This window comes from Sphingomonas mesophila (assembly GCF_003499275.1).
GTDB lineage: Bacteria > Pseudomonadota > Alphaproteobacteria > Sphingomonadales > Sphingomonadaceae > Sphingomicrobium > Sphingomicrobium mesophilum.
The window spans coordinates 1,199,454-1,218,107 of the sequence record NZ_QWDF01000001.1 but is presented as its reverse complement, the minus strand read 5'-3'; the positions used below and the strand labels follow the sequence as shown (position 1 = coordinate 1,218,107).

Here is an 18,654-nt window from a genome sequence, read left to right as displayed (position 1 = left end):
TGTGATGAGCCTGGCGCGATGAGCCCGATGACCATGCTCGAGCTTGCCGCGGCGAGCTTCGTCGGCAGCCATTTCGTCCTGTCGCACCCGCTCCGCCGCCCGCTCGCCCGGACGCTCGGCGAGCGCGGCTTCCTGCTGATCTACAGCCTCGTCGCAATCGCCACCTTCGGCTGGATGATCTGGGCCGCCGGCCGGGTCGGGCCCGAGGAGCTCAAGTGGCAGCCGGCGACGTGGATGGTGGTCGCCGCCACCATCCTCACCTGGATCGGCACCATCCTGTTCGTCGGCTCGTTCGCCAGGAACCCGGCGCTGCCCCACCCCGAGGCGCGCACCCGCAATTTCGGCGAGCCGAGCGGCGTGTTCCGCATCACCCGCCACCCGATGATGTGGGGCTTCGGCCTGTGGGCCCTGAGCCATTTCCTGATCAACCCGACGCCCTCCGGGCTGGTCATCTCGGAAGCGATCTTCGTCCTCGCCATCCTCGGTGCCGCGCTCCAGGACTTCAAGAAACGGCGGCTGGTCGGCGCAAGCTGGCGCCAGTGGGAAGGCCGCACCAGCTTCCTCCCGTTCGCCAACGGCCGCGTCTGGCCCGGCCTGACCCCGGTCCTCGTCGGCACCATCCTGTTCCTCGCCGCCACCTGGGCCCACGGCGCTCTGGGCTGGCGCGAAGCGGGGCCATGGTCCCTGATCCACTAATTCGTCATTGCGAGCCCGAAGGGCGCGGCAATCCAGCGGGATTGCTTCGCTCCGCTCGCAATGCCGCCTGACGCCAGCTAAGGCCCGCCCATGGCACGCAAATTCTTCGGCACCGACGGCATCAGGGGCAAGGTCAACGCCGACCCGATGACCGCCGAGATCGCGATGCGAGTCGGCCAGGCTGCGGGCGCCCACTTCCTGCGCGGCGACCACCGCCACCGGGTCGTCATCGGCAAGGACACGCGCCTTTCCGGCTACATGATGGAATCGGCGATGGTCGCCGGCTTCACCTCGGTCGGGATGGACGTCGTCCTGCTCGGGCCGATGCCGACCCCGGCGGTCGCCATGCTGACCCGCTCGATGCGCGCCGACCTCGGCGTGATGATCAGCGCCAGCCACAACCCTTATGTCGACAACGGCATTAAGCTGTTCGGGCCCGACGGCTACAAGCTTTCCGACGAGGCCGAGCGGTCGATCGAGCGCCGCCTCGCCAAGGAGCCGAAACTGGCCAAGGCCGAGCTGGTCGGCCGGGCCAAGCGGATCGACGACGCGCGCGGCCGCTACGTCCATTTCGCCAAGTCGACCTTCCCCGAGAAGCTGCGCCTCGACGGCCTCAAGATCGCGGTGGATTGCGCCAATGGCGCGGCCTACCAGGTCGCCCCCGAAGCGCTGTGGGAGCTCGGCGCCGAGCTGGTCCCGCTCGGCATCGCCCCCAACGGCACCAACATCAACATGGGCTGCGGCTCGACCCACCCCGAGCTTCTGGCCGAAGCGGTGGTCGCGTCGGGCGCCGACATCGGCCTCGCCTTCGACGGCGACGCCGACCGGCTGATCGTCGTCGACGAAAAGGGCGCGGTGGTCGACGGCGACCAGCTGATGGCCCTGATCGCGCTCGCCCGCGCCCGCCGCGGCGAGCTTACCGGCGGAGCGGTCGTCGCCACCATCATGTCCAATCTCGGGCTCGAGCGACGGCTCGCCGCCGACAACATCGGCCTCAAACGGACCAAGGTCGGCGACCGCTACGTGCTCGAGGAAATGCGCGCTTCCGGCTGCAACGTCGGCGGCGAACAGTCGGGCCACATCATCCTCGCGGACCACGCCACCACCGGTGACGGCCTCGTCGCGGGCCTCCAGGTGCTCGCCGCGCTGATCGAGAGCGGCAAGCCCGCTAGCGAGGTGCTGACCCAGTTCGATCCGGTCCCGCAATTGCTCAAGAACGTGCGCTACGCCGACGGCGCCGACCCGCTCGCCGCCCCCGCGGTTAAGGCCCGCATCGCCGAGGCCGAGCGCGAGTTCGACGGCCGCGGCCGGATCGTCATCCGCAAGTCCGGCACCGAGCCCCTGATCCGAGTCATGGCCGAAGGCGACGACGCCGCCGAGGTCGAAGCGATCGTCGACTCGATCTGCCAGGCGGTGGCCGCGGCCTGATGGCTACCCCCCGCATCCTCATCATCGCCGGCTCGGACAGCGGCGGCGGCGCGGGCATCCAGGCGGACATCAAGACCGTCACCATGCTCGGCGGCCACGCCATGACCGCGGTGACCGCCGTCACGGCCCAGAACACGCTCGGGGTCGACGCGGTCCATGCCGTCCCGGCCGAGATGATCCTCGCCCAGATCGACTCGGTCGTCAGCGATCTCGGGGTCGACGCGATCAAGATCGGCATGATCGGCGGCGCCTTTGCCGCGCGCATGGTCGCCGAGCGCCTGCGCGGCCTCACCCCGCGCGTGCCGATCGTGTTCGACCCGGTGATGGTCGCGACCAGCGGCGCGGCGCTCGCCGACGACGCCACCGTAGCCGCGTTCGGCGAGCTGATGGCGATCGCCACCATCGCCACCCCCAACCTGCCCGAGCTGCGCCGCCTGACCAGCGAGGAGGATCCCGTCGCCGCGGCGCTCCACCTCGTCGGCGAACATGGCTGCGCGGTCCTCGTGAAGGGCGGCCACGACGAGGGCGAGGCGCTCGCCGACGCGCTGATCGAGACCGACAATATCACCAGCTGGCAGGGCAGCCGGATCGACACTACCTCGACCCACGGCACCGGCTGCACGCTCGCCAGCGCGATCGCCTTCTACCTCGGCGCCGGCCTCGCGCTGACCCAGGCGGTCGAACGCGCCCGCGCCTTCGTGCGCATCGCCTTGCTCGACGCGCCTGGCCTCGGCGGCGGCCACGGCCCGCTCGGGCAGCAGAATGTGCGGCTCGACACGGGCCTCGGCATGCGCCTCAACCAGGTCACCGTGACGGGCCGCGATTACGCCAAAATGGTGGGCTTTTACAAAGCGTTAGGGCTCCGCCAGATCGTCGACAGCCCGGACAATCAATACGCCCGCTTCGAAACCACTGCAGTGACCTTTTCAGTCCAGTGCGACCCCGACGCCGAAAGCAACGAATCGGTCGCGGTCTATTTCGAGTGCGACGACCTCGACGAGCGCGTCGAGCGCCTCGCCCGCCTCGGCATCCCGTTCGAGCACGGCCCGCGCAACCAGCCGTGGATGTGGCGCGAGGCGCGCCTCCGCGACCCCGCCGGCAACACCATCTTCCTCTACAAGGCCGGCGAAGCCCGCCGCTTCCCGCCGTGGCGGCTGGGCAACTAATCCACAAATAATTCAGTCTCCTGCTTGGCCGCGGCGCGCCCGGCGCATTAGTCTGGCCGGGCCATGCGCCGCCCCTGCTTCAAGCTCGAACGCGACTATCCCACGCCGCTCGCCGGGGTCGACGAAGCGGGCTGCGCGCCGCTCGCCGGGCCGGTCGTCGCCGCCGCCGTCATCCTCGACCGCGAACGCTTCCCGCGCGGGATCGACGATTCGAAGAAGCTGACCCTCGAGGAACGCGAATCGATCTTCGCCCGGCTCGAGCGGCAGGCGGTGATCGGCATCGGCATCTGCTCGGTCGCCGAGATCGAGCAGCTCAACATCTATTGGGCGCGGATGACGGCGATGGCCCGCGCGGTCGACGCTTTGTGCGCCGCCGCCGGCTGCGATCCCGCCTGGGTGCTGGTCGACGGCAACGCCACCCCGCGCTGGCAGCGGCCGAGCAAGGCGGTCGTCGCGGGCGACGCCAAATGCCGCTCAATCGCCGCCGCCTCGATCGCCGCCAAGGTCACCCGCGACCGCATCATGGCCGATCACGCGCGGACCTATCCCGGCTACGGCTGGGAGACCAACCGCGGCTATCCGACGCCCGAGCACATCCGCGCGATCCGCACACTCGGCCTGACCCCGCTTCACCGCCGGACCTTCGCCAAGGTCCGCGAGCACGTCGAGCAGGACGTGCCGCTGCCGCTGAATCTGGTCGCCTGAGTCCTCGCCGCCACACCACAAGGGATTGAGTCGGAGCCGACCTCCGAGACTCAACATCTGGTGCTGGCAGCCCCGCGGATTCCTTTTGTTCCAACCTCTCGCAAGCCCGCGTTAACCCTTGTTCGCTTGACCGCGAGTCCGGCCTGACTCACCCCTTGGCGATGGGGACGGCGAGGGGGCTATCGACGTGAACTATATCGCACCATTGCCCGGCACGGACCGGGCGCGGCGGCCGCGCGCCGCCGCGCCGCGGCGCGAGCTTCCGCTCGACTCCATCCTCGTCGGCGACTGCGTGGCGCAGATGGCGCGCCTGCCCGAGAAGAGCGTCGACATGATCTTCGCCGATCCGCCCTACAATCTCCAGCTCGGCGGCGACCTGCTCCGCCCCGAGGGCGGCAAGGTCGATGCCTGCGACGACGAGTGGGACAAGTTCGACAGCCTCGGCGCCTATGATGATTTCACCCGCGACTGGCTCGCCGAGGCGCGGCGCATCCTGAAGGACGACGGCACGATCTGGGTGATCGGCAGCTACCACAACATCTACCGCGTCGGCGCGCTGCTGCAGGATGCCGACTTCTGGATCTTGAACGACATCGTCTGGCGCAAGTCCAACCCGATGCCCAATTTCCGCGGCACCCGCTTCACCAACGCCCACGAAACCCTGCTGTGGTGCGCCAAGGACGGCAAGGCGCGCTACACCTTCAACTATCGCGCGATGAAGGCGCTCAACGACGACCTCCAGATGCGCAGCGACTGGCTGCTGCCGATCTGCGCCGGCGGCGAGCGCTGCAAGGACGGTTCCGGCGACAAGGCCCATCCGACCCAGAAGCCCGAGGCATTGCTGTACCGCGTGCTGCTCGCCTCGACCAAGCCGGGCGACGTGGTGCTCGATCCGTTTTTCGGCACCGGCACCACCGGCGCCGTCGCGCGCCGTCTCGGTCGCCGCTGGATCGGGATCGAGCGCGAGCACGCCTATATCGAGGTCGCGACGGCGCGGATCGAAGCGACCCTTCCGCTCGACGAGAGCGCGATGGAAACCGTCGCCGACAAGCGCAGCCAGCCGCGAGTCGCCTTCGGCCTGCTGGTCGAAAGCGGCCTCGTCCCGCCCGGCTCGGTGCTGACTGATTCGAAGCGCCGCTGGAGCGCCAGCGTCCGTGCCGACGGCTCGCTCGCCTGCGATCCCCACGCCGGCTCGATCCACAAGGTCGGGGCCGCGCTCCAGGGAGCACCGAGCTGCAACGGCTGGACCTTCTGGCACATCGAGGAAGCCGGCGCGCTCCTCCCCATCGACGCGCTGCGCACCCGGCATTTGTCGGGACTTTGATTCGTCATTGCGAGGAGCGCAGCGACGCGGCAATCCAGCGGCGCGAGGCTGGATTGCTTCGCTCCGCTCGCAATGACGAGGTGATGTGACCCGAACCCTTCTCCGCCCGACCGGCTTCGTCGATTCCCCGTTCGGCCATGACGGCAAGGTCGCCCGGCTCGCCGGAGGCCTCGCCTGGTTCACCTCGGTCGAACTGATCCACCCCGACGGCACACGCGAGCTGGTGCCCGTCGCGGATATCGAGCGCCGGTTCGACGACTCGATGGCGCGGGACTGGCAGCGGCTTATCGCGCCGCGACCGCCGCTGCAGCTCGGCACCCGCACCATTAGGCTCGACCAGCCGCAGGTGATGGCGATCCTCAACCTTACTCCGGACAGCTTCTCCGACGGCGGCGCTTTCGCCGACACCGACGCCGCCGCCTTTGCCGGGGCGGATATGGCGGCGGCCGGCGCAGCGATCCTCGATCTCGGCGGCGAATCGACCCGCCCCGGCGCCAAGCCGGTGTGGGAGGGCGACGAGATCGCCCGAGTCCTGCCGGTGGTCGAGCGGCTCGCGCGCGGCGGCAACGCGGTCAGCATCGACACGCGCAAGGCGGCAGTGGCCGAGGCCGCGCTCGGCGCCGGCGCGACGCTGGTCAACGACGTCTCGGCGCTGACCTTCGATCCGCGCATGGGCGAGGTCGTCGCCGCATCCGGCGCGCCGATCGTCCTGATGCACCACCAGGGCGATCCGCAGTCCATGCAGGACGACCCACGTTACGGCGACGTGCTGGTCGAGGTGTTCCACTGGCTCGAGGAAAGGATTTCCGCCGCGGAGGAGGCGGGCATTCCGCGCGAGCGGATCCTGGTCGATCCCGGCTTCGGCTTCGGCAAGACCGTCGCCCACAATTTGGCGCTGATGAACGGCCTCGCCTTGCTCCACGGCCTCGGCTGCCCATTGGTCGTCGGCGCCAGCCGCAAGCGGACCATCGGCGCGCTCGACAATGAGGCGCCCGCCGACCGCCGCCTTGCGGGAAGTCTGGCCCTCGCGCTCAAGGCAGCGGAGCAGGGCGCGCAACTGGTCCGGGTCCACGACGTTCCCGAGACGGTGCAGGCGCTCAAGGTGTGGCGGGGCCTCCGCGACCAGGCGCTGACGCCCCGGCTTTGAATGCGACGATCATCGGCCCAAGCTCGGTGAAATCGTCCATCCGCCCGTTGGCCGGGTCCCACAGCGAGCTCACCGACCCGTCGAGATAGAGCGCGTCGGGCGTCTTGAGTTCGTCGCGAAAGAAGCGCGCCAGCTTGCCGAGCGAAACCACGTCGAGGCTGATCACGAACAGCGCCTTGCCGTCGCGCACGCCGACCGCGTTGCGCACATAACGGCTGTCGCCGTCCGGCGCGATCTTGGGGTGAAGCTTGCCATCGATCACCAGCATCGGCCCCGACTGGGTTTGCAGCTGCGGCGCGGCGCGGAAGACCGGGATCGAATCGCTCGGCACGATCATCCCGCCGCCGCCGAACGGAACGATGAACACGCCGTTCGGCTTCAAATGAAAATTGCCGGGCCCGTCGCGCAGGTTGAGCGGGCGGACCGGGCCTTTGTGGGTCACGGCAAGTCCGATCGGGCGGCCCTCCTCGTCGAACATGCCCGCGTTCATCGCGAACGCGACCCGATCGGGATCGACCGGCAATTCGGCGAAGCGGCGAAACGGCTTTTCGTTCTTGCCGGCGGCGAACAACATCATCCGCCCCGCGCCCGGATCGCACACCACGAACGCGCTGCCCTCGAACGCCCGCTCGCGGCACGGCGACTCGACCCGCGCCGCCGGCTGCTGCGCCGAGCAGCCCGCGACCATCAGCAGTACAAGGAGGCAGCGCATCGGCGCCACCCTAGGCGCTCACCCGCGGGTGTCGATGCCCAGTTCGGCGAGCTTGCGGTAGAGCGTCGAGCGGCCGATCCCGAGCCGCCGCGCGACCTCCGTCATGCGCCCGCGATAATGGCCGATGGCGAGGCGAATCACGTCGGCCTCGATTTCCTCCATGCTGCGCAGATGGCCGTCGCCGCGGAACAGGGTCAGCTGCGGCCCGGCCAGCGCATTGTCGGCGCTCGACTGGCTGAGCTCGGGCGCGCGGTCGCTGCGCCGCCCGTTGAAGCGCGACTGGATCGCGATATGCGGGAAATGTTCGGCGCCGAGCGCTCCGTCGCTGCATTGCAGCGCGGCGCGCAACAGCACCCCGGCGAGCTGGCGGACATTGCCCGGCCAGCCGTAGCGCATCAGCACCGCCAGCGCGTCATTGCCGATCGACAGCTGGCGCATCCCGGTCTGCTCGGCGATCCGCTCGAGCAGGTGGCGGGCGAGGGCGGGGATGTCGGTGCTCCGCTCGCGCAGCGGCGGGATGGTCACCGCCACCGCGGCGACCCGTTCCCTGAGCGCCGGACTGAACTCGTCGCCCAGCGCCACGCTAGAGGTCGCGATCACGCGCACGTCGACCGAGTTCGAGCCGTTGCAGCCGACCGGCCGCACCTCGCCGGTCGCCAGCGTGCGGTCGAGCAGCGCCTGGGTCTCGGCCGGGAGCGTGCCGATCTCGTCGAGCAGCAACGTCCCCCCGTCGGCCTCGACCATCCGCCCGACCTTCTCGCTGAACGCGCCCGGAAAAGCGCCCGCGGCATGGCCGAATAAGGTCGAATCGATGATGTTGGGCGCGACCGCCTTGCAGTCGACGCTGACCAGCGGCCCGCGCGCGCGCAGGCTCGCCGCATGGATCGCCCGCGCCAGTGTTTCCTTGCCGGTGCCGGGCTCGCCGACGATCAGGATCGGCAGCCGGTTGCGCGCTGCCTTGGCCGCCACCGCCAGCGCCGAGCGGAAGTCGGGCGACCCCCCGACCAGCTCGTCGAGCGACAGGTCGACCGCCAGTTTCTCCGCCACCGGCGCCAGTTCACCGGTCGGGCGGCGGCGGTCGCGGTGCGCATTTAGAGCCTCGAGCATGCGCTCCGGCGCGACCGGCTTGACCAGGAAGTCACTCGCCCCGGCGCGCATCGCCTCGAGCGCCAGCGGGATCGACTGCTGCTCGGCCAGCACCAGCACCGGCAAATCCGGCCGTCCGGCGCGCAGGGTCGCGATCAGCTCCGGCCCGGCCTCCGAATCCCACCCCGAGACCAGCACCGCACGCACTTCGCGGCCGTGCGCCCCGGCGAGCATCTCTCTCGCCTCGCGCGCGCTCGCCGCGGTCACGCTCCATCCGGCGCGCGACGCGGTCGCGGCCAGCGCGCGCCGCTCCGACGGCTCGGAATCGACCAGCAGCAAGGTGCGGAGCAGTTCTTCGCGCATCGGCTTTCACGTCCCCTTCGCGGCCCAGCCTAGGGGCGAAGGAGTAAAAGCCGGCTTAAGAGGCGATAAAGCGCTTGGGCGCGGGCCGCGCGATTGTTAAGGACGGCGCCGCAACAGCCAATTTCAAAGAGGGGCGACGATGGCGGAATTGCCGAGCAGCCAAGGCGGACACGATCCCAATTTCCCGGCCCACGCGCGCAACTACGAGGGGTTCCTCAAGTTGACCAAATGGTCGGTGATCGTCACCGCCATCATCACCGCCGCCGTCATCCTGATCATCAGCAATTAGCGCGGTGAAGCTCGCCGTCCTTGCCGAGCGCGCGCCGGAGACCCGAGTCGCGGCGATCCCGGAGACGGTCCGCAAATATGTCGCGCTTGGCGCCACGGTCGCGGTGGAGGAGGGCGCAGGCATCGCCGCGTCGGTCCCCGACGCCGCCTTCGCCGAAGCGGGGGCCGAGCTCGCCGCCCGCTCCGCCGCGGTGGCCGGCGCCGACATCATCCTCGCCGTCGGCCCGCCCGATCCCGCCAGCCTGGCCGGCGCCAAGCCCGGGGCCTTGCTCGTCGGCGCGCTCGACCCGGTCCGCCGCGCCGATTTGATCGCTGCCTACCGCTCCGCCGGGCTCGAGCCGCTGGCGCTCGAGCGAATGCCGCGGATCACCCGCGCCCAGTCGATGGACATCCTCTCCAGCCAGGCCAATCTCGCCGGCTACAAGGCGGTGGTCGACGCCGCCGCCGCCTTCCGCCGGGTACTGCCGATGATGATGACCGCCGCCGGCACGATCGGCCCGGCGCGCCTGTTCGTGATGGGCGTCGGGGTTGCCGGGCTGCAGGCGATCGCCACCGGCCGCCGGCTCGGCGCGCAGGTCAGCGCAACCGACGTGCGCTCCGCCACGCGCGAGCAGATCCTGTCGCTCGGCGCCAAGCCGATCTTCGTCGAGGGGGTCGCCGGGATCGAGGGCGAGGGGCAGGGCGGCTACGCCTCCGAGACCAGCGCCGAATATCAGGCGGCCCAAGCCGAGTTGGTCTCGGCCCACATCGCCAAGCAGGACATCGTCGTCACCACCGCCTTGATCCCCGGCAGGCCCGCCCCGCGGCTGGTCAGCGATGCCCAGCTGGCGTCGATGCGGCCGGGCAGCGTGGTGGTCGATCTCGCCGCCGAAGCCGGCGGCAATGTCGAGGGCGTTGTTGCCGGCGAGACGGTCGAGCGCCATGGCGTGACCCTGATCGGCGCGGTCCAGCTGGCGCGCAGCCTCGCCGCGGACGCCTCGGGGCTTTACGCGCGCAATCTGGCCAACTTCCTGACCGCCTTCTGGGACAAGGACAGCGGCGCGCTCAAGCTGCCCGATGATGACGAAATCGTCGCCGCGCTGCGGATTCCCGCCGCCTCCTGACCCGATTCGCGACTCGGCGGTCGTACGACCCCAAAGGTTCGCGTCAGACGCCTGATCGCGACCGGCCAAGCGGTGGTTCCGGGCACAAAAAAAGACCGGCCGGGCTTTTCGCCCGCCGGCCTTTTTCCTTATCTTTGAACCGTTTGGCTGTCTTAGCCGCCGGTGCCGGCCGTGCCCCAGCCCGCTCCGAAGAGCCAGCTCAGAAGACCGCGTTTGCCAGTCTTTCTCATCTTCCAGACCCCTGTCGTTACGACCGAAAACAACATCGGTACGGGGTCCATATTAACCTTAATCGATATGGTTATCAAACGATTCAGCATTATGAACAAAGCGCGCGCGTCCGATCGGCGGCAAGCACGTGAAAATCTACTGGATTTGGAACGCCCGACCCGGACGGCTCAGGCGGCGCGGCGGCGCTTTTCGGTGGTCAGCCGGCGGGTCATCTCGTCGAAGCTCATCGGCCGGCCGACAATGAAGCCTTGCGCCTGGTCGCAGCCCATCGATTTCAGCTGGTCGAGGCTGGCCGGGTCCTCGACTCCCTCGGCGACGACGGTCCGGCCGAGCGAGTGGGCGAGGGTGATGGTCGACTGGACCATGATCAGGTCGGAGCGGTTGTCGCGCATCGCCTTGATGAAACTCTGGTCGATCTTGATCTCGCTTGCCGGAACTTTCTTCAGATAGTCGAGCGTAGACAGGCCCGTTCCATAATCGTCGATCGCGATCTTGACCCCGAGGTCGCGCATCGCCGCCAGCAGGTCGATGCCGTGGCCGCCGTCGGTCACCGCCGCGGTCTCGGTCAGTTCCAGGATCAGCAAATCGGCCGGCAGGCCGTAGTGATGCAAATAATTGGCGACTCGAGTCGGGAGGGCGCGGTCGTTGAGCATCCGCGCCGACAGATTGACCGCGATCTCGAACCGCTCGCCGCCGCGATTGATCTTGGCCGCGGCCTCGATCGCCGTTTCCAGGACGAAATCGGTGAGCCGCTGGATCCGGTCGCTTTGCTCGGCGGCGCTGACGAACTCGGTCGGGCTGATCGGCCCCTTATCCGGGTGGGTCCAGCGCGCCAGCGCCTCGGCCCCGACCGTGCGCTTGGTCGCCAGGTCGACCTTGGGCTGGTAGGCCAGCCACACTTCGCCGCGGTCGATCGCCTCGTCGAGCTGGGACAGCAGCGACAGCCGCCACGGCACTTCCTGCTGGCGCGCCGGATCGTGGAATTTCCACTTGAGGTTCTCGCGGTCGGCTTCCTGGGCGGCGACCAGCGCGCTTCCAAGCCGGCTCGAGGTGGCGCGTTTGCTGCCGAGCTCGACCCCGAAGCTGATCGCCACGTCGCAGGCGATCTTGCCGGCCTTGACCGGTGAGCGGAACAGCGAGTGGAGCGCCTCGAGGTGCTGCGCGAACGGCGTGCCCTTGTCGGCGAACCAGGCGAAAATGCCTTCATCGCCCTGGTAGATGGTGCGGTCCTTGTTGCCGACGTTGAGGCGCTGGACGACCTGCTCGACGAATTGCCGCTCGTCGTCGGCGCCGAGCGCGGACACGATTTCGGCATAATTGTGGACTCGCGCCGCGACCAGCGGCCGGTTGCGCCCGGCCTTGTCGGCGGCCAGCGCGGTAAGGTTCGGAAGGCCGGTCAGGGAATTGTGCAGCCCGCGCTGACGGCTGCGCTTCCACGCCGACCGCGCGGCGACCGCACCGAGCAGGAACAGCGCAGGGGTGACATCCGCAAAGACGAGGAAATGCTCGAGTCCAACCGGCAGGGTCAGCGCGGCCACGGCGGCAATCGCGATGATGCGCGTGCGTTCGCGGCGGATCGAAAGCCAGGCGACCAGCGCGGCGAGCAGCAATGGCAGCAGCCAGCCGAGGTTGATCGGATCGCCGCGCTTCAGGGTCTCCGCGCCGAGGACGTGGAGATAGACTCCGCCGGCCTTGCCCCAACCCGGGATCTGATACTGGTCGCCGATGGTGTAGCTGCTCGCGCCGATCGCCACCATCTTGCCGGCGATTGCCGCGCGATCGACCTTGCGGTTGATGAGGTCGCTCGCGCTGAAGGTCGGGATGGTCGTCGGGTCGATGCTGTAGTCGACCCTGAATTCGCCCTGTGCCGATTTCTCACGACCGGCCAGTAGCCACGACAGCGACGGCAGCGGGCGGCCGTCGACGAGGTGCCCCCGCGGAAGGTCCCACGACACATTCTGCCAGTTGTAGCGAGTCGAGATTGTCGCTGTGGAGACATTCTTGGCGATGACCGGTGCGATGACGTCCTTGTTGTTGCGGCCATTGCCCTGGCCGAGCCGGGTCTGGATGCCGACAGTGACATTGCCGGCGCGTGCGAACGAGTCCGCAAGGGCCTTGTCCTGCTCCGGCTGGGTCTCGCCGAAATACATGATGTCCGCTGCGATGTGGCGCGCGCCGAGCCGTGACAGCTCGTCGTAGAGCTTGGCCTGGGTGCCGCGGCTCCACGGCCAATCGCCCACTTCGCGCAGGCTCTTGTCGTCGACTCGCACCAATACGATGTCGCCGCTGGCCTGGTTCGGCCGCATCTTGTTGTGCGCCATGCGCAGGAAATCTTCGACTGGCTCGCCGGCGCCGATCGCCCCGAACAGCAAGGCAAGGATCAGCGGCCACATCAGCATCCGGCGATGCTGGCGGTTGATCTCGCTGGTCGAGGCTCCTGCGTTGTTCGGCACCCGCAATCCCTTCGCCTGCGGTGTGCCCGTCAAAGGTTAGCAAATCTTAAACCGTGCGGCGGTTAACAGCTTGCGCGATCAGTCGCCGATCAGGTGCAGCACCACCTCGCGCCGCTGCGCCGCACTTCGGTGCTCGAACAGATAGATGCCCTGCCAACGTCCGAGCGCCAGCCGGCCGCCGACCAGCGGAACCGACAGGCTGCTGCTGGTCAGCGCCGAGCGAAGGTGCGCCGGCATGTCGTCCGGGCCTTCGTCGTCATGCTCATAGTCCGCGCCCTCGGGCGCGATCCGCTCGAAAAACGCCTCGAGGTCGCGGCGCGCGGCGGGGGCGGCATTCTCCTGGATCAGCAGCGACGCCGAGGTGTGGCGGCAGAACAGGGTCAGCAGCCCGCTCGCCATGCCCTGGCCTTCACTGAAGCCGCGGACCTGCCAGCTGATCTCGACCAGGCCCTTGCCCGCGGTGGCGATTTCCAGGACTTCGTTCGACTGGCGCATATTGCTGTCCTACAGGCCCCGCTCTGTGCCATGATGGCGGCGTCGGCGCGCTGGCCTCTTGCCTTCGCCGCCGCGTTCGGCGACCACCTGCTTAAGTTCGCGAAAGGGGCCCTGGAAAGGCCGTTCCTGCGTGAAGTTCGTGAAGTTAAGCGGGGGTATGATGGACTTCATCTCGATCCTGGCGATCTTCGTCCTGGCCTGCTTCGTCGGCTATTTCGTGGTCTGGTCGGTCACTCCGGCGCTGCACACTCCGCTGATGGCGGTGACCAACGCCATCTCCTCGGTGATCATCGTCGGCGCCCTCATCGCCGCCGCCTCGGCCGCAAGTCCCGCCGCCAAGTGGCTCGGCCTCGCCGCGGTGGTACTCGCCTCGGTCAACATCTTCGGCGGCTTCGCCGTCACCGCCCGGATGCTGGCGATGTACAAGAAAAAGGACCGCTAGGGTGGAGGCCCACGCAACCCCCGCCTGGGTGCTGATCGCCTATCTCGTCGCCGGCATCTGCTTCATCCTCGCGCTGCGCGGCCTGTCGAGTCCGGCGACCAGCCAGCGCGGCAACCGCCTCGGCATGATCGGCATGGCGGTCGCAGTGGTGACGACGCTCGCCACGCACCTCCCTTCTTATGGTCTGGACTTCGAGGCCGAGGACGGCAGCGTTGCGGGGTTCATCCCACTAGGATTCGACTGGCTGACGATGAGCCAAATCATCGGCGCAATCACTATCGGTGCGATTATTGGTCTCGTTGCTGCCCGCCGAATTCAAATGACGGCGATGCCGCAACTGGTTGCCGCCTTCCATTCGCTGGTCGGCCTCGCTGCAGTGCTGGTCGGGGCGGCGGCGTTCCTCAACCCTGAGGCATTCGGGATCGCCGACCGGGTGATCCCGATGATCGGCCAGTCGTTCCTGTCGATCAACCCGGTCAGCCGGGTCGAGATGGGGCTGGGCGTCGCGATCGGCGCGATCACCTTCTCCGGCTCGGTGATCGCCTTCCTCAAGTTGAACGGCAACATGAGCGGCAAGCCGATCCTGCTGCCGCTGCGCCACGTCATCAACCTGGCGACCCTTGCCGCGATCCTCGGACTGATCGGCTATTTCACCATCGACCAGTCGGCGTGGATCTTCTGGACCATCGCGGCGCTGAGTTTCCTGATCGGCTTCCTGCTGATCATCCCGATCGGTGGCGCGGACATGCCGGTCGTAGTGTCGATGCTCAACAGCTATTCCGGCTGGGCCGCGGCGGCGATGGGCTTCACGCTCCACAACACGGCGATGATCATCACCGGCGCTTTGGTCGGAAGCTCGGGCGCGATCCTGAGCTACATCATGTGCCGGGCGATGAACCGCAGCTTCGTCTCGGTCATCGCCGGCGGTTTCGGCGGAGGCGCGGTGGCGGGCGGCGGCGGCGAGGTCATCGACCGGCCCTACAAACGCGGTTCGGCGGAGGACGCGGCGTTCCTGATGGGCCAGGCCGGCAAGGTGATCATCGTGCCGGGCTACGGCATGGCCGTCGCCCAGGCGCAGCACGCGCTGAGGGAAATGGGCGACCTACTCAAGAAAGAGGGAGTCGAGGTCAAATACGCCATTCATCCGGTCGCCGGCCGAATGCCGGGCCACATGAACGTCCTCCTCGCCGAGGCCAACGTCCCCTATGATGAGGTGTTCGAGCTCGAGGACATCAACAGCGAATTCGCCCAGGCCGACGTCGCCTTCGTCATCGGTGCCAACGACGTTACCAATCCGGCGGCTAAGACCGACAAGTCGTCGCCGATCTACGGCATGCCGGTGCTCGACGTGGAGAAGGCCCGCACCGTCCTCTTCATCAAGCGCTCGATGGGCGGCGCCGGCTATGCCGGAGTCGATAACGAGCTCTTCTACCGCGACAACACCATGATGCTGCTCGCCGACGCCAAGAAGATGGTTGAGGAAATCGTCAAGGCATTGGCCTGACGCCTGCCGTTAACGCCTTGGTTTAACGGCGCGGGCGCTTTAGCGCTGGGTTCGACATCGCAACTGGGTTCAAGCCCCCAGCCGGAGCCCCGGCGGGGCATCGGGAGGGGACGCGCCTTGCGCAAGCTCGGAATCATTGGCGGGACGAGCTGGAACTCGACCGCGCTCTATTACGACCACATCAACCGCGAGGTCGCCCGGCGACTCGGTGGCTTGTCCTCGGCTCGGCTGGCTATAGAGAGCCTCAACCTCGCGCCCTATGCCGCGCTTCAGTCGGCGGGCGACCTAGACGGGGCCGAGCGGATCGTCGTCGAGGCTGCGCGCAACCTCAAGGCGGCGGGTGCCGAAGCGCTGTTGATCGCTTCGAATACCACCAACCGCTACGGCCAGGCGGTCGTCGACGCCACTGGCCTGCCGCTGCTCGACATCGGCGAGCCGACCATCGCGCGTCTGAACGCGGACGGCCGCCGCCGGGTCGCGCTGCTCGGTACGCGCTTCGTGATGACCGAACCGTTCGCGCGCGACCGCTACGAGGCGGCGGGGTTTGAGGTCGTCAACATCGCGAATGACTGGGTGATGACGATCGACCGGATCATCTTCGGGGAACTCGCGCTCGGGATTGTTCGCCGCGACAGTCAGCGAGCCCTGCGTACCCTGTTGACCGAGCTGGCCCGGCAGAAGGTCGATTCGGTGGTGCTTGCCTGCACCGAGCTGGTGATGGCGGTCGACCCGCGCGCCAACGTGCTGCCGGTCTACGACACCACTGAAATCCATGCCCGGGCAGCGGTCGACTGGATGTTGGATACACTCGAGGAAACGCGCGCTGCGGCTTAGGGAAGGAGTACGCGGAACCAGCAGTTGATGGCGAAGCGATAATCCTCGAAGCGACGCGATGGGCAGCGTACCGGCATGACCTCGTGCCGGGACCACGAGAGGAACGTGACCAGGCGATTATCTGTCGGCTCGAAGTCGCGGTAGTCCGCCGCGTCCGAAGGCTCGGACACTCCCCAGCGAAACAAGCGCAATGCGCCGCCGTCGAACGCCTTTGGCCGACGATGAAAGTAATAGACGGCGCTCAACAGTCGCGGATCACGCTCGACCTGTCCGGGGTTGTCTTTGCCCGGCAGAACGGTGTCGCTGTGCGCGTGATAGAAGGCGCCATCGCCGTAGGCGGTGAGTTCAAGTTCCAAGCGAGAATCGGCTGGAACGGTCGTGCCGAGGGTGCTCGCCAGCCGCGGCAAGGCAGCCGAAAAGCGTTTCACCATCTCGTCCCTCAACGGGCCGAGATCCGAGAGCTTCAGATTGTCGCGGATGGCGGTATCGACCTCCATCCCGGTCGGCCGATGCAAGGTTGCCGGCTCGAACCGACCCTCGTTGGCAATGACGTAGTCGAGCAGCGCGCGATGAGTCTGGGCATCCAGGAAGTCGTCGATGATGCTGCTCGGGGGCATTGGCCCGGGGGCGGCCGAACTGGCGGAAGCGGACATGCGGAGCTTGATAGCATCCTCGGCCCGCAAGTCGAACGGCCCACTCGCATCGCGGCGCGGCAGCCCCTAAGTCGAAGGGCGTGAGCAAGGCCGATCGTCCCGAACACCCGCGCGAGAAAGAGCGCTTCAACGAGGATGCCGCCACCTATTCGGTGCGCGGGGTCGATCCGCCCGACCTTGAAGCGGGGGTCGCCGCCATCCGGAATGTGCTGAAGACGCTCCCGGTGCGCCCCGGCGTCTATCGCATGCAGGACGCCAAGGGCGACGTCCTTTACGTCGGCAAGGCGCGCGCACTGCGCAATCGGGTGACCAGCTACACGCAGGTTGCCAAGCTGCCGAAGCGGCTTCAGCGAATGGTCGCGCAGACGCGCAACATGACCATCGTCACGACCCGCACCGAGGCCGAGGCGCTGCTGCTCGAGGCCCAGCTGATCAAGCGCTTCCGCCCGCCCTACAATGTCCTCCTGCGCGACGACAAAAGCTTCCCGTTCATTCTTCTTCGCGAGGACCATGCGTTCCCCCAGGTCCGCAAGCATCGCGGAGCACGGCGGACCAAGGGTCAATATTATGGTCCATTCGCAAGCGCCGGATCGGTCACCTCGACGCTTAACGCGCTCCAGAAGTTGTTTCTGCTGCGTAGTTGCTCGGACAGCTTTTTCGCCAATCGCCGGCGGCCGTGCCTGTTGCACCAGATCCGCCGTTGCTCGGCGCCGTGCGTCGGCCGGATCAGCGAGGCGGACTATGCGGAACTCGTGGCTGACGCCAAGCTGTTCCTCGCCGGCAAGTCTACCGGCGTCCAGGCCCGGCTCGGCAAGCTCATGGCCGAAGCGGCCGAGGCTCGCGACTTCGAACTTGCCGCGGTTTACCGCGACCGCCTTCGCGCGCTGACCTATGTCCAGGGGTCGCAGACCGTCCACGCCGAAGGACTCGGGGAGGGCGACCTGTTCGCGCTCGCCTGCAAGGCCGGCCAGATATGCATCCAGGCGTTCTTCATCCGTGGAGGCCAGAATTGGGGACATCGCAGCTTCTTTCCGGCGCACACCGCCGACATCCCCGAAGACGAGGTGCTGGCGGACTTCCTGATGCAATTCTACGAGGAGGTGCCGCCGCCACGCCGCGTGCTGGTCGACCGGCCGCTAGCCGAAGCGTCGCTGATTGCCGAGGCCCTATCCGAGCGGGCGGAGCGCAAGGTCGAAGTGGACCAGCCGCAACGCGGAGCCCGCCGCCGGCTCATCGATCAGGCACGGCGCAACGCAGAAGAGGCGCTCGAACGGCGAATGGCGGAGAGCACGACTCAGGGCAAACTGCTGCGCGAACTTGCCGAAACCTTTGAGCTGCCGGAGCCGCCGGAACGGATCGAGGTCTACGACAACAGTCACATCATGGGGACGAATGCGACCGGCGCGATGATTGTCGCCGGGCCCGAAGGCTTTCGGAAGAACAGCTATCGCAAGTTCAACATCAAGTCGGCGATCACCCCAGGGGATGATTTCGGCATGATGCGGGAGGTGCTCGAGCGGCGCTTTGCGCGGCTCGGGAAGGACGATCCTGATCGCGCGAACGGCGACTGGCCCGATCTAGTGTTGATCGACGGCGGGCGCGGCCAGCTCAATGCGGCGCTGGCGATCCTTGAGGAGCAGGGCATCGATGATGTTCCGCTGGTCGGCGTCGCCAAGGGCCCGCATCACGGCCGCGAGGGGCGAGAGGTGTTTCATCTGCCGGGCGGACGCGAAATCACGCTGCCGCCAAACTCGCCGCTGCTATTCTACCTGCAGCGGCTGCGTGACGAAGCGCACCGCTTTGCCATCGGCACACACCGCGCCAAGCGTTCGAAGAGCCTGACCACTTCGACACTCGACGAAGTTCCCGGCATCGGCCCCAACCGCAAGCGCGCGCTGCTGATGCATTTCGGCACGGCGCGGGCCGTCAAGGGCGCGGCGCTCGACGACCTCGAGCGCGCACCGGGGATCAGCAAGGCGATGGCGCGGCAAATCTACGACTATTTCCACCCGCGGGGTTGAGTC

At 67.8% G+C, this 18,654-nt stretch carries 17 protein-coding genes; 12 read left to right on the top strand and 5 right to left on the bottom strand.

Features of this window, described 5'->3' with window-relative positions; all coding sequences use genetic code 11:
- Nucleotides 1-18: 18 nt before the first annotated feature.
- The 6 genes from D0Z60_RS06235 to folP all read left to right on the top strand — a co-directional run bounded on the left by D0Z60_RS06235 (nt 19) and on the right by folP (nt 6,466).
- Complete coding sequence (locus tag D0Z60_RS06235; protein WP_118857445.1) at nt 19-696, top strand: NnrU family protein; 678 nt, start codon at nt 19-21, stop codon at nt 694-696.
- Nucleotides 697-786: 90 nt separating this feature from the next.
- Complete coding sequence (gene glmM, locus D0Z60_RS06230) at nt 787-2,124, top strand: phosphoglucosamine mutase (RefSeq protein ID WP_118857444.1); 1,338 nt, start codon at nt 787-789, stop codon at nt 2,122-2,124.
- Nucleotides 2,124-3,290, top strand: a complete 1,167-nt coding sequence (thiD, locus tag D0Z60_RS06225; RefSeq protein ID WP_118857443.1) for a bifunctional hydroxymethylpyrimidine kinase/phosphomethylpyrimidine kinase — start codon at nt 2,124-2,126, stop codon at nt 3,288-3,290. Before glmM ends, thiD begins: the two co-directional genes overlap by 1 nt.
- A gap of 63 nt (nt 3,291-3,353) precedes the next feature.
- Nucleotides 3,354-3,995: a ribonuclease HII gene (locus tag D0Z60_RS06220; protein WP_118857442.1), complete on the top strand. Its 642-nt coding sequence runs from the start codon at nt 3,354-3,356 to the stop codon at nt 3,993-3,995.
- A gap of 205 nt (nt 3,996-4,200) precedes the next feature.
- Nucleotides 4,201-5,319 carry a site-specific DNA-methyltransferase gene (locus tag D0Z60_RS06215; RefSeq protein ID WP_275896724.1) on the top strand — a complete coding sequence of 373 codons (1,119 nt, stop codon included), beginning with the start codon at nt 4,201-4,203 and terminating at the stop codon, nt 5,317-5,319.
- An 85-nt stretch (nt 5,320-5,404) separates the two neighbouring features.
- Nucleotides 5,405-6,466, top strand: coding sequence for a dihydropteroate synthase (gene folP, locus D0Z60_RS06210; RefSeq protein ID WP_118857441.1), 1,062 nt, complete (start codon nt 5,405-5,407; stop codon nt 6,464-6,466).
- Here the strand turns inward: folP and D0Z60_RS06205 are convergent.
- Entirely contained in the window at nt 6,417-7,178 is a 762-nt protein-coding gene (locus D0Z60_RS06205; RefSeq protein ID WP_118857440.1) for a phosphodiester glycosidase family protein, read from the bottom strand. The two genes, folP and D0Z60_RS06205, sit on opposite strands and share 50 nt — an antisense overlap.
- A gap of 18 nt (nt 7,179-7,196) precedes the next feature.
- A complete protein-coding gene (locus tag D0Z60_RS06200; protein WP_118857439.1) occupies nt 7,197-8,627 on the bottom strand; it encodes a sigma-54-dependent transcriptional regulator in 1,431 nt (476 codons plus the stop codon).
- A gap of 139 nt (nt 8,628-8,766) precedes the next feature.
- On the opposite strand from D0Z60_RS06200, the gene D0Z60_RS06195 reads away from it, so the two are divergent.
- Together D0Z60_RS06195 and D0Z60_RS06190 are read left to right on the top strand one after the other, a co-directional pair.
- Entirely contained in the window at nt 8,767-8,916 is a 150-nt protein-coding gene (locus tag D0Z60_RS06195) for an aa3-type cytochrome c oxidase subunit IV (protein ID WP_118857438.1), read from the top strand.
- Nucleotides 8,917-8,920: 4 nt separating this feature from the next.
- Nucleotides 8,921-10,018 carry an NAD(P) transhydrogenase subunit alpha gene (locus D0Z60_RS06190; protein WP_118857437.1) on the top strand — a complete coding sequence of 366 codons (1,098 nt, stop codon included), beginning with the start codon at nt 8,921-8,923 and terminating at the stop codon, nt 10,016-10,018.
- A 398-nt stretch (nt 10,019-10,416) separates the two neighbouring features.
- On the opposite strand, the gene D0Z60_RS06185 is transcribed toward D0Z60_RS06190, so the two are convergent.
- Together D0Z60_RS06185 and D0Z60_RS06180 are read right to left on the bottom strand one after the other, a co-directional pair.
- On the bottom strand, nt 10,417-12,702 hold the full coding sequence (locus tag D0Z60_RS06185; RefSeq protein WP_162888110.1) for an EAL domain-containing protein: 2,286 nt from the start codon (nt 12,700-12,702) through the stop codon (nt 10,417-10,419).
- A gap of 78 nt (nt 12,703-12,780) precedes the next feature.
- Nucleotides 12,781-13,197, bottom strand: a complete 417-nt coding sequence (locus tag D0Z60_RS06180) for a secondary thiamine-phosphate synthase enzyme YjbQ (protein WP_118857435.1) — start codon at nt 13,195-13,197, stop codon at nt 12,781-12,783.
- A gap of 160 nt (nt 13,198-13,357) precedes the next feature.
- On the opposite strand from D0Z60_RS06180, the gene D0Z60_RS06175 reads away from it, so the two are divergent.
- From D0Z60_RS06175 to D0Z60_RS06165, 3 genes are all read left to right on the top strand, one after another.
- On the top strand, nt 13,358-13,639 hold the full coding sequence (locus tag D0Z60_RS06175) for an NAD(P) transhydrogenase subunit alpha part 2 (protein ID WP_118857434.1): 282 nt from the start codon (nt 13,358-13,360) through the stop codon (nt 13,637-13,639).
- A gap of 1 nt (nt 13,640) precedes the next feature.
- On the top strand, nt 13,641-15,143 hold the full coding sequence (locus tag D0Z60_RS06170; RefSeq protein WP_118857433.1) for an NAD(P)(+) transhydrogenase (Re/Si-specific) subunit beta: 1,503 nt from the start codon (nt 13,641-13,643) through the stop codon (nt 15,141-15,143).
- 117 nt (nt 15,144-15,260) lie between these two features.
- Nucleotides 15,261-15,977, top strand: a complete 717-nt coding sequence (locus tag D0Z60_RS06165) for an aspartate/glutamate racemase family protein (RefSeq protein ID WP_118857432.1) — start codon at nt 15,261-15,263, stop codon at nt 15,975-15,977.
- On the opposite strand, the gene D0Z60_RS06160 is transcribed toward D0Z60_RS06165, so the two are convergent.
- Entirely contained in the window at nt 15,974-16,630 is a 657-nt protein-coding gene (locus D0Z60_RS06160; RefSeq protein ID WP_118857431.1) for a 2OG-Fe(II) oxygenase, read from the bottom strand. The two genes, D0Z60_RS06165 and D0Z60_RS06160, sit on opposite strands and share 4 nt — an antisense overlap.
- A gap of 80 nt (nt 16,631-16,710) precedes the next feature.
- Between D0Z60_RS06160 and uvrC the strand changes: the two genes are divergently transcribed.
- Nucleotides 16,711-18,651, top strand: a complete 1,941-nt coding sequence (uvrC, locus tag D0Z60_RS06155; RefSeq protein WP_118857430.1) for an excinuclease ABC subunit UvrC — start codon at nt 16,711-16,713, stop codon at nt 18,649-18,651.
- Nucleotides 18,652-18,654 lie beyond the last annotated feature (3 nt).

Coding starts and splice junctions, on each gene's coding strand:
- D0Z60_RS06235 (WP_118857445.1), top strand. CDS start 19: ATGAGCCCGATGACCATGCTCGAGCTTGCCGCGGCGAGCTTCGTCGGC.
- glmM (WP_118857444.1), top strand. CDS start 787: ATGGCACGCAAATTCTTCGGCACCGACGGCATCAGGGGCAAGGTCAAC.
- thiD (WP_118857443.1), top strand. CDS start 2,124: ATGGCTACCCCCCGCATCCTCATCATCGCCGGCTCGGACAGCGGCGGC.
- D0Z60_RS06220 (WP_118857442.1), top strand. CDS start 3,354: ATGCGCCGCCCCTGCTTCAAGCTCGAACGCGACTATCCCACGCCGCTC.
- D0Z60_RS06205 (WP_118857440.1), bottom strand. CDS start 7,178: ATGCGCTGCCTCCTTGTACTGCTGATGGTCGCGGGCTGCTCGGCGCAG.
- D0Z60_RS06200 (WP_118857439.1), bottom strand. CDS start 8,627: ATGCGCGAAGAACTGCTCCGCACCTTGCTGCTGGTCGATTCCGAGCCG.
- D0Z60_RS06195 (WP_118857438.1), top strand. CDS start 8,767: ATGGCGGAATTGCCGAGCAGCCAAGGCGGACACGATCCCAATTTCCCG.
- D0Z60_RS06180 (WP_118857435.1), bottom strand. CDS start 13,197: ATGCGCCAGTCGAACGAAGTCCTGGAAATCGCCACCGCGGGCAAGGGC.
- D0Z60_RS06175 (WP_118857434.1), top strand. CDS start 13,358: ATGGACTTCATCTCGATCCTGGCGATCTTCGTCCTGGCCTGCTTCGTC.
- D0Z60_RS06160 (WP_118857431.1), bottom strand. CDS start 16,630: ATGTCCGCTTCCGCCAGTTCGGCCGCCCCCGGGCCAATGCCCCCGAGC.